Source organism: Qipengyuania sp. YIM B01966 (assembly GCF_016461955.1).
Taxonomy (GTDB): domain Bacteria; phylum Pseudomonadota; class Alphaproteobacteria; order Sphingomonadales; family Sphingomonadaceae; genus QFOP01.
On sequence record NZ_JADMNM010000009.1, the window covers coordinates 73,313 to 83,861 of the forward strand.

Here is a 10,549-nt window from a genome sequence, read left to right on the forward strand (position 1 = left end):
AAGTTGAGCGTGGCTCAGAATTCGCCGCGCACCGTGATCCCGTAGGTCCGCGGCTCGGCAAGGAAGGCCGAGAACATCTGCTGCGGGGCCACTAACGGGGTGTTGAAAGCGACCTGCGTGTACTGTTCGTTGAACAGGTTCTGCACCCAGCCTTCGACCGCGAAGCGCCCGCCAATATCGGTCAGCCCGATGCGGCCGTTGACCACCACGTAACCGTCCTGCTCCTTGCCATACTGCAGGTCCGAACCGGTGTTGTAATCGCCCGTCATACGCGCGTTGAGGAACACGAGGCCGCGCATCCCGCTGGTCCCGATCGCCGGGGTGAAGGTCAGCGAGGTGGTGCCCACCACTTCCGGCGCGTTCGACATGTTATCGCCCGGCAGCAGCCGCAGCGCCGGATCGAGCGGGGCGCCGCTTTCATTGCCGATCAGATCATCGACATAGGACGTATCGGTATAGGTCACGCCGAAGGTCACCGACAGGTCGCGCACCGGGCTAAGCGCGGCTTCCAGCTCGATGCCCTGCGCGATCACGCCCGGCGCGACATTATCGGCGGCACAGCCGCCGGTGGTGGGGCTGGCGTCGCTGTCGGTCAGGCCCAGATCCTCGCTGCAGCCATTGATGTTCTGCACCAGGTAGACCGAACCGTTGAACGTGTTCAGCTGGAAGTTGGTGAATTCCTGGCGGAACGCCGCCAGGCTGAGGCTGAACTGGCGGGTCGCGTATTTGGCGCCGATTTCATAGGCGTTGACGGTCTCCTCGTCGAACTGGAGACGCCGCGGATCGAGCGCATTGACGTTGAGCGTCACCGGATTGCCCAGCGCCGACCGGTCGAGGTTGAACCCGCCCGCCTTGTAGCCGCGCGAATACGAGCCGTAGACCATCAGATCATCGGTCGGCTTGTAGCTGAGGATTGCCGTCCCGGTCAGCTGGTCTTCCTCGCGGGTGTCGGCCAGCGTCTTGCCGTCCAGCCCGGCGGTCGAGTTGCCCTGGCACGACAGGCCGAGGATCCCGCCGGCAAGGCCGGCCAGCGGCGTCGTCAGCAGGCCCGAGAGCAGCGCCTGGTTGGTTACACAGGCGGTGTTGTCGTTGCGGAACGCGGCCGAGAAATCCTTGGTCTCGGTCGTGTAGCGCAGGCCCAGCGTCAGATCGAGCCGATCGGTCAAATGGATGATGTTGTGCGTGAAGACCGCGAAGTTCTCGCTGGTCTGGTTATAGACTTCGCCCAGGCTCCCGCGATCGTTGACCGTGGCAAGGTTGTTGAGCCCGGCGAAGATCAGCGGGGTGGCCGGCCCGAACGCGCCCACGCCGCCATTGGCGGCCTGCAACACCGCACGGCCCCCGGCGCTGAGGCAGCCGGTGCTCGCCGGCGAAACCAGCGCCGGATTGATCGCCAGCACCACGCGGCACGGCGCAAATGCGCCATATTGCGTGCCGAAGCGCACATTATCGCGCGTTTCCAGCTTCTCGTGGGCGTAATAGCCGCCGATAAGCCAGTCGAGCCGGTCGTTGAAGGCCGTGCCGTTAAAGCGGATTTCCTGGGTGAAGGTCTTGAATTCGCGCGACAGCGCATTGTCGCCCGGTGTGCGGTAAAGGAGGTCGAGCTGCGTATAATCGGTGTCCGACCCCTGCGAATTGAAATAATCGCGATAGGCGGTGATCGAGGTGAAATTGATCGCGCCGAAATCGTAATTCAGCTCGCCTGAGATGCCCCAATCCTCGGTCTCGCCTTCGTAAGAGCGGCCGCGGGTGGGATAGATCGTGCGTTCAAAGGTCGATTGGGTGAGCCCGGCAGGGCTCTGCCCCAGCGCCAGCACAACCGGCACGATCGGGTTGCCGGTGCTGGTCAGCGACGGTGCGCCCGGCAATGGGCGGGCGAACGAGTCGAGACCCGGGCTGACGCGCGAAAGCGGCGCGAAATCGGCCTGCACGAAGGTTGCCGCGCAGCACGCTTCTTCCTTCTTGGAATAATCGCCGACAACCCGCAGCGACAGGCTTTCGGTCGGTTCGAACAGCAACTGGCCGCGCACCAGATAGCGGTCGCGATTGTTGATGTCGGTATCGTTGACCGCATCGTAGTAGAAACCGTCGCGCTTGAAATAGACCCCGTCCACCCGCGCGGCCAGCGTTTCGCCAAGCGGCGCATTGACGCCTGCTTCGATCCTCATCGCATCGTAATTGCCGTAGGTGAACGCGCCGTAGCCTGAAAAATCGAAGGTCGGCGCGGCGGTGTAGATGCTGATCATCCCCGCCGATGAGTTGCGCCCGCCCAGCGTGCCCTGCGGCCCGCGCAGGATTTCCACCCGGTCGAGCGGGCCGAGTTCGGACAAGGCATTGCCCGAACGCGAGCGATAGACCCCGTCGACAAACACCGCGACCGAGCTTTCGAGACCCGGATTGTCGCCGACCGTGCCGATCCCGCGGATACGGGCCGAACCGTTGGCTTCATTCCCGGTCGAGGAGACCAGCAGCGACGGGGCGACCTGGTTCAGTTCGCGAATGTCGCTGGTGCCCGAATTCTGCAGCGTTTCGGCGGTCACGGCCGAGACCGCCACCGGCACATCGGCCAGCGCCTGTTCGCGGCCCTGCGCGGTGACGACGATTTCCGTCTGCGCTTCGGCGCCGGTATCGGCATCCTGCGCTTGGGCGATTTGCGGGATCAAAGTGGCGGCAACGCCGGCCAGCGCGAGCGCGCGGGTGGAAAGCGGCTTGGACATCAGGGTCTCCCTTCCTGTTATGAACTTATTTTGTTTTGCCGGAACAATAACCCAACAAGGCGCCGCCGCAATAGCCAAAAGCGGCCGAAACCCTAGACTTTTTCCAGCCGTTGTTCGCTTGCATCACTTGCCGCTGTCAGCAGCGATGCCTCGATCGCGGCCATGCGCGTGGTGTCGGAAATCTTCTTTCCCAGCAGATCCGTAACGTAAAACGTGTCCGCCGCGCGCTCGCCATAGCCGGTGATATGCGCTGAATGGACAATCAGTTGGCTGTCGAACAGCGCGCGCGCCAGTCGGGCCAGCAGGGCCGGGCGGTCGAACGCGCCGACCTCGATTACCGTAAAGCGGTTCGAAGCGTGGTTGTCGAACACCACGCGCGGGCGCACCTCGAAGGCTTCGGCGCGCGGCTGGGCCAGCCGGCGTTTGGCGAGCTGCGGCATGATCTGCCTTCGTCCCGCCAGCGCATCGGCGATGCTGGCCTCGATCCGGGCCAGCTGTTCGGGCGCGCTGAAAGGCTGGCCGTGCGGGTCCTGGACCAGGAAATTATCGACCGCCCAGCCGCTGCTGGTGGTGTGAATGCGCGCGTCGATGATGTTTGCGCCGGCGAGGTGAATGCCGCCCGCGATGCGGTAGAACAGACCCGGGTGATCGGCGGCGATCACGCTGACCAGTGTCGCCCCGCGGCTGGGATAGACCTCGCAATGGACCGACAGCGCACGGTTATGGGCCAGCGCCGTGCGATATAGGCGAAGGTTCAGCGCGGCGATGTCTTCGGGTTCGGCAATCCAGTAGGCATCGCCGAACTCTGCCCCGTGGAGCGCCAGCGCCGGATCGTCGCCCAGCAATTCGGCCACCGCCGTCTTGCGCGCAACGATCCGCTGTTCGCGCCCCGCGCCCGCATGGCCGAGCCGCAATTGTTCCTGCGCCGCATCATACAATTCGCCCAAGAGCTGGCGCTTCCAGCTGTTCCACGTGCCGGGGCCGACGGCGCGGATATCGACTGCGGTCAGGATCATCAGCTGGCGCAGCCGTTCGAGGTTCTGCACAGAGGCGACGAAATCCTCGATCGTCTTGGGATCGGTCAGGTCGCGCTTGAAAGCGGTCGCGCTCATCAGCAGGTGATGGCGGACCAGCCAGGCGACCAGCTCGGTCTCGGCCTCGCTCAGCCCGAAACGGGGGCACAGCTGCTGGGCAATCTCGGCGCCCAGCACCGAATGATCGCCGCCGCGGCCCTTGGCGATATCGTGCAGCAGCACCGCGACATAGCTCGCCCGGCGCGAGGCGACCCGGCGGATCAGACGGGTCGAGCGCGGGTGGTCGGCCGCCAGCTCGCCGCGCTCGATCCGGCTGAGCAGGCCAATCGCGCGGATGGTGTGTTCGTCGACCGTATAATGGTGATACATGTCGAACTGCATCTGCGCGGTGACGCGGCCGAAATCCGGCACGAAACGGCCGAACACCCCGGTCTCGTTCATCCAGCGCAGCACGGTTTCGGGATCGTTGCGCCCGGCCAGCAGCTGCACGAACAGCGCGTTGGCCCGCGCATCCGCACGCACCTCGTCGCGGATCAGCGCGGCATCGCGGGTGACGAGGCGCAGCGTGTCGGGGTGGATTTCGAGCTGTTCGCTTTCCGCAAGCTGGAAGATTTCCACCAGCCGCACCGGGTCGTCACGAAACCAGCCGTCGCCCGGCGCAGAAATGCGCCCGCCATAGATGCGATAGCCCTTCAGATTGCGCGTCCGGGCGGTGAACCCGGCGAGCAGGCCGCGACGGCTGCGCGCCTTGCCCATCTGCTCGTCGATATGCGCGAGGAAAATGCCCGTCAGCGACCCGACCGTGCGTGCCTGGAGGAAATAATAGCGCATGAACCGTTCGACCGCGCGGCTGCCGGGCCGATCGGCAAAGCGCATCCGTTCGGCCACCTGCCGCTGGAGGTCGAAGGTCAGCCGGTCCTCCGCCCGCCCGGTCACCGTGTGCATATGCGCGCGCACCGCGAGGAGGAAGTTCTCCGCCCGGCGGAAGGCGCGATATTCATCCTGCGTGAACAGCCCGGCATCGACCAGTTCGCGCGCCGCCCGCACGCCATGGATATATTTGCCGATCCAGTACAGCGTCTGGAGATCGCGCAGGCCGCCCTTGCCGTCCTTGACGTTGGGCTCGACGACATAGCGGCTGTCGCCCATCCGCTTGTGGCGGGCATTGCGTTCGGCAAGCTTGTCGGTAACAAACTGCCGTTCGCTGCCGCGCACCACCTCGGCGGCGAAGCGCTGCATGGCATGGTCGTACAGCGCCCGGTCGCCCCACACGAACCGCCCTTCGAGCAGCGCGGTGCGGATCGTCAGATCCTCGCGCGCCAGGCGGATCAGATCATCGACGCTGCGGCTCGAATGCCCGATCTTGAGCCCGAGATCCCACAGGAAATAGAGCATCGCCTCGATCACCTGTTCGCACCAGGCGGTACGGCGGGCGGGAGTGATGAAGGCGATATCGACGTCGGAATAGGGCGCCATCTCCGCCCGGCCGTAGCCGCCGACCGCGCCGATCGCCAAGCGCTCGGCCGCGGAACGGTTGCCGGCAGGATATAGCGCATGGGCGACATGATCATGGATCACCCGCAGCAATTGATCGATCAGGAAGGCATGGCCAGCGGCGTGCTGGTGCCCGGCCGAGGGCTTGTCCGCTAGCCGCCGGGCAAGCTCCTCGCGGCCGGCATCGAGCGCGGCGCGCAGCGCGCCGAGGATCGCCGGACGCGCCGCTTCGGCCCCGTTGCTGGCACCTGCCAGCGCGGCAATCTCGCCCGCCAGCGCCCGGCGGTCGATGATCGCCCGCTGGGCCGGAATCCGCTCGGCGATCAAGCCGCGGCCAGCAGCGCCGGGCTGTATTCGGCCTTGACCGTGCGCTTGTCGATCTTCTGCGTACCGAGGCGCGGCAGCGCCGCATCGACCCGGCGGATATGCCCCTCGAGCGGGATCTTGAAGCGGGCGAGATGTTCCTCGAGGAATTCGACCAGCTCGTCAGGCGCCAGGTCGCGCCCGTCCTTGAGGAAATAGACCGCCGCCGGCACCTCGCCATAGCGTTCGTCGGGCAGGCCGAAGACCGAACATTCTGCGATGTCGGGATGAGCGTAGATCGCCTCCTCGACCTCGATGCACGAAATGTTCTCGCCGCCGCGGATAATGATGTCCTTCTTGCGATCGACGATGAACAGATAGCCGTCCTCGTCGAGATAGCCGAGATCGCCGGTGCGGAAATAGGCATCATCAGTATAGGCGGCGCCGGTCGCCTCGTCATTGTCCCAGTAACACTGGAAATTGGCGACCGAGCGGATGCAGACCTCGCCAACCGCGCCCGCGGCCAGCTTGCCGCCAGCATCGTCAAGGATTGCCATATCGACCAGCGGCACGCTGGCCCGGCCGGTGCTGCCGGGCTTGGCCATGTAATTTTCGTTGAAATTGCCGCAGCCGACGCCGTTGGTTTCGGTCAGGCCGTAGCCGAGCAGCGGGAAGCCTTCGGGGAAGGCTTCCTTTATCCGCGTGACATGTTCGACGGGGCGCGGCGCGCCCCCGGCAGCAAAGCTCTTGCAGGCCGACAAATCGTAATGCGCGCGGTCTGGATGGGTGGCGATTTCATAGCTCATCAGCGGGACGCCGACGAAATAGGTGATCTGTTCCGCATCCATCAGCCGCAGCGCCTCGCCTGCATCCCATTTCGGCATCAGCACCAGCTTGCGCCCCAGCGCGAAGCTTTGCAGCAACAGCGGCACCTCGCCGGTGACATGGAACAGCGGCACCGCAACCAGTGCGCTGGGCTGGGCCGAAGGCGCTTCGCCCTTGGCGGTGAAATATTGCAGCACCATCACGCTCTGCGCGATGTAGTTCATTGTTCCGTTGACCACGGCGCGGTGGTCGCTGACCGCGCCCTTGGGAAAACCCGTCGAGCCCGAAGTATAAAGCGCCGTTGCCAGGTCATCGGGGCCAAGTTCGGGAAGCGCGGCGCCAAGCGCTTCGTCCCACACCGCTGCCAGCCCGTCGGTGGGCGCGCCGCCATGCGAGATAAGCACGATGCGCGCGCCGTGATCATGCCCTTCGAGGCGGGTCGCGCGCTGGGCGTCGGCCAGCACCAGCGTGCAGCCCATCAGGCGGGTGCCATAAGCCAGTTCCTCGCCGGTCCAGAAACCGTTGAGCAGGGTGGCGCAGCCGCCGGCAAGCAGCGTGCCCATATAGGCGATGATCCAGTTGGCTGAATTGCGCGCGGCAATGCCCACCCGGTCGCCTGGCCTGATCCCGTGCTGCCCGACCAGCGCGTGCGCCACGCGAAGCGCAGCCTGATAGGTTTCGCCAAAAGTCAGCCGCGTATCGCCATCGACCAGGAACACGGTGTCGCGGTGCTGATCGCAATAATGCGCCAGATAATGCGCCAAGCTGGGCGGGGCGGCCTTGAACGCGGGCATCGCCACGCCGCGCCGATCGACCTGCACGGTTTCGAACATGGCGCCCGGCGCGGTCAGCGCGGTGATGATCTGTTCGAGGGTGTCGTCGAGCTGCGTGGGCATGGACTGGTGCTCTCCTGTTTGAAGCCGTCCGCCCTGACTGGCGGATCGGGCGGGGGCCGCTGCCGAGGGTTCCCACCACCGGCGTGCTATGCCATTAGCGCGGGCCAATCCGCGCCAGCGGCCCGTAAGTCCTAGGGGGTTCACCTGTTGCTGTCACTACTTGCCGCCATCGCCCCAGCTGCGGGTGCGGCCTCGCCGATCCATTGGGAAGATCTCGGCCTGAGGCCGGGGATCGAATTGGGCTTCTTCACCCTCAGGTTCTATTCGCTCGCCTATCTTGGCGGGCTGCTCCTGGCTTATTGGCACCTGTCGAAAATGATCAAGGCGCCCGGCGCTCCGCTCGCCCAGCGCCATGCCGACGACCTGTTTTTCTACTGCACGCTCGGCGTCATCCTCGGCGGGCGGCTCGGCTATGCGATGTTCTACGACCCGTCGCTGTTCACCACCACCACGCCGGGCACGCTGGTCGGCTGGAACCTGCTGCGGCTGTGGGATGGCGGGATGAGCTTTCATGGCGGCCTGGTCGGCGTGTTGCTGGCGATCACCTGGGTGTGCCGGCAGGGCGGCCTGTCGTTCCTGAGGGTGTGCGATTACATCGCCGTCAACGTGCCCTTCGGCATGTTCCTTGGCCGCCTCGCCAATTTCATCAATGGCGAGCTGTGGGGCCGCGTCAGCGATGTGCCCTGGGCGATGATCTTTCCCGGCGGCGGCCCGCTGGCGCGCCATCCGAGCCAGCTCTACCAGGCCGCGCTCGAAGGGGCGCTGCTGATGGCGGTGATGCTGTACCTGTTCTGGCGCACCCGGGCGCGGTACCGGCCGGGCCTGCTGGTCGGCGTGTTTACGCTCGGCATCGGGCTTGCCCGGTTCATCGCCGAATTCTTCCGCGAACCCGATGCGCAACTGGCCGAGTTCGCCCGGCAGACCGGCCTGTCGATGGGCCAGTGGCTGACCATCCCGTTGATCCTGCTGGGCCTCGTGGTGATGGCCTATGCGCTGCGCCGGCCGCCCGAGGCGAGCGGCACCGTTCCCGTGGAGCCGCGCGCAGAGCCGTGAGCGGCGACACGCTCGACACGTTCCGCCGGCTGATCCGCAATACCGGCCCGATCAGCCTTGCCCATTATATGGGCGAGAGCAATGCGCGCTATTACGCGGCGCGCGATCCGCTGGGCGCGGCGGGAGATTTCGTCACCGCGCCCGAAATCAGCCAGATGTTCGGCGAGCTGATCGGCCTGTGGCTGGCGGATATGTGGCTGCGTGCCGGGCGCGCGGAAAACCCGCTCTATGTCGAACTCGGCCCCGGACGCGGCACGCTGGCGCGCGATGCGCTGCGGACGGCGGCGCGTTACGGGCTGACGCCGCAGGTGCATCTGGTCGAAGCCTCGACCGAATTGCGCGCGGTGCAGCAGGCGGCGCTGCCGCAGGCGATCTGGCATCACGACCTCGCCACCGTGCCCACAGACGGCCCGGTGCTGCTGGTGGCGAACGAGTTTCTCGACGCGCTGCCGGTGCGCCAGCTGGTTCGCACGGACGGCGGCTGGCGCGAGCGGATGATCGGCCTCGATGGCGAGGCGCTGTGCTATGTCGCCGGGCAGCAACCCTTCGACAGCGCGGTGCCCGATACCCTGCGGAGCGAGCCGGTGGGCACAATCGTCGAAACCTCGCCCGCGGCGGCGGCGATCGTCTACGAGGTCGCCGGGCGGCTGGCGCAGCAGGGCGGCACCGCGCTGTTCATCGATTATGGCCACGCCGAGCCGCGCACCGGTTCGACCTTCCAGGCTATCAGCGCGCATCGCAAGGTCGACCCGCTGGCGATGCCGGGCACTGCCGACCTTACCGCGCATGTCGATTTCGCGACGCTGGGACGGATTGCCCAGTCCCGCGAGGCGCGCTGGCTCGGCACGGTGACGCAGGGCGACTGGCTGCGCGCGCTGGGGATCGAGACCCGGGCCGACAATCTGGCGCACCGCGCGCCGCATTATGCTGCCGATCTCGCCGCGCAGCGCGACCGGCTGATCGCTTCCGACCAGATGGGCGAGTTGTTCAAGGTGATGGGTCTCGCCGCGCCCGGCTGGCCCGACGGGGTGGGCTTTCCCGTCGACTAGGCGGCCAGCGTGGCGGCGGGGATGGTCACATCGACCTCCAGCCCGCTTGCCTCGAACCGCCGCTCGAGCTTGCCACCAAGCTGCCCTTCGACCGACATCCGCGCCAGCCGCGAGCCGAAGCCCTCGCGCTCGGGCGGAGCCACCGGCGGGCCGCCCTGCTCACGCCAGCTGATCCGCACGCCGTCGTCGTCACGGCCGACATCAACCGTGACACTGCCACCAGTGACCGACAGCGCGCCATATTTGGTGGCGTTGGTCGCCAGTTCGTGGAATACCAGCGCAATCGGCGTCGCCGCGCGGCGGCCGACCGCGCAATCGGCGGCGCCCGTAATCGTCACCTGGCTGGTGCCGGCGCGCATATAGGGTTTGAGCAGCGCCTGCAGCAGCCCGGCCAAAGCGCCTCCCGGCGCGCCCCCTTCGTCGACGGTGCCGGGTTGGACATAATCATGCGCCCGGCCAAGCGCGCCGATCGTCTCGCTGATTTCGGCCACGAACGGCGCGGCTTCGGGGTGGGCGCGGCCGCGCAGGCTGATGAGGCTGCCGACAACGGCAAAGATATTCTTAATCCGGTGCGCCAACTCGCGCGACAGCAATTCGCGCCCTTCGGCCGCGCGGTGCGCTTCGTCGATATCGGCCAGCGTGCCGAACCATTGCGTGGTGCCGCCTTGCCCCGGCATGGTCGGCAATGCCCGCGCCGCCATCCAGCGCCATGACCCGTCCCGATGGCGCAGGCGATATTCGCCGTTGAGCGGCGCGCCCCCCGCCCGTGCCGCCTGCCACGCGGCAACAAAGCTGTCCTGGTCCTCAGCGTGCATCAGGCTGGCAAAGTCGGCCGGCGCGGCCGGCGGCGGGTTGCCAGTGAATTCCTGCCACCGGTTGCTGACGAAATCGAACTGGCCCTGCCGATCGATCGACCAGACGATATCGGGGATCGCATCGGCAAGCGAGCGCAGCGTCAGATCGCGGCTCTTGCGCTCGCGCTCGCTGGCGAGCACGCCGCGCCGTTCAAGCAGGCGGCGCATCACCGCGCGGGCGAGCACCGCCAGCCCCTCGGTCTGCAGGGATGTCAATCCTTCGGGGCGGGGTACGCGGTCGATCACACATAGCGCGCCAAGCGGCGCTCCTTCGGACGAGATCAGCGGCGCGCCGGCGTAAACGTATGGCCCGCCCCGTCGGCA

At 66.5% G+C, this 10,549-nt stretch carries 6 protein-coding genes; 2 read left to right on the forward strand and 4 right to left on the reverse strand.

Annotated features, from left to right (window positions below; all coding sequences use genetic code 11):
* Positions 1-14: 14 nt before the first annotated feature.
* From ILT46_RS10420 to ILT46_RS10430, 3 genes are all read right to left on the reverse strand, one after another.
* On the reverse strand, positions 15-2,717 hold the full coding sequence (locus tag ILT46_RS10420; RefSeq protein WP_199504581.1) for a TonB-dependent receptor: 2,703 nt from the start codon (positions 2,715-2,717) through the stop codon (positions 15-17).
* 92 nt (positions 2,718-2,809) lie between these two features.
* Entirely contained in the window at positions 2,810-5,569 is a 2,760-nt protein-coding gene (locus ILT46_RS10425; RefSeq protein WP_370592418.1) for a [protein-PII] uridylyltransferase, read from the reverse strand.
* Positions 5,569-7,269 (reverse strand): class I adenylate-forming enzyme family protein, encoded by a 1,701-nt coding sequence (locus tag ILT46_RS10430; RefSeq protein WP_199504583.1) that lies wholly within the window; start codon positions 7,267-7,269, stop codon positions 5,569-5,571. Before ILT46_RS10430 ends, ILT46_RS10425 begins: the two co-directional genes overlap by 1 nt.
* Before the next feature lie 150 nt (positions 7,270-7,419).
* On the opposite strand from ILT46_RS10430, the gene lgt reads away from it, so the two are divergent.
* Positions 7,420-8,322, forward strand: coding sequence for a prolipoprotein diacylglyceryl transferase (gene lgt, locus ILT46_RS10435; RefSeq protein WP_370592419.1), 903 nt, complete (start codon positions 7,420-7,422; stop codon positions 8,320-8,322).
* Entirely contained in the window at positions 8,319-9,371 is a 1,053-nt protein-coding gene (locus ILT46_RS10440) for a class I SAM-dependent methyltransferase (protein WP_370592415.1), read from the forward strand. The genes lgt and ILT46_RS10440 overlap by 4 nt, the downstream gene beginning before the upstream one ends.
* On the opposite strand, the gene ILT46_RS10445 is transcribed toward ILT46_RS10440, so the two are convergent.
* Positions 9,368-10,549 (reverse strand): PAS domain-containing protein (locus ILT46_RS10445; protein WP_199504585.1); only part of this gene is annotated, 1,182 nt, incomplete at its 5' end. The genes ILT46_RS10440 and ILT46_RS10445 overlap by 4 nt on opposite strands.

What these genes read in the sequence shown, in the direction of transcription:
- ILT46_RS10420 (WP_199504581.1), bottom strand. Translation starts at nt 2,717, where the DNA reads ATGTCCAAGCCGCTTTCCACCCGCGCGCTCGCGCTGGCCGGCGTTGCC.
- ILT46_RS10430 (WP_199504583.1), bottom strand. Translation starts at nt 7,269, where the DNA reads ATGCCCACGCAGCTCGACGACACCCTCGAACAGATCATCACCGCGCTG.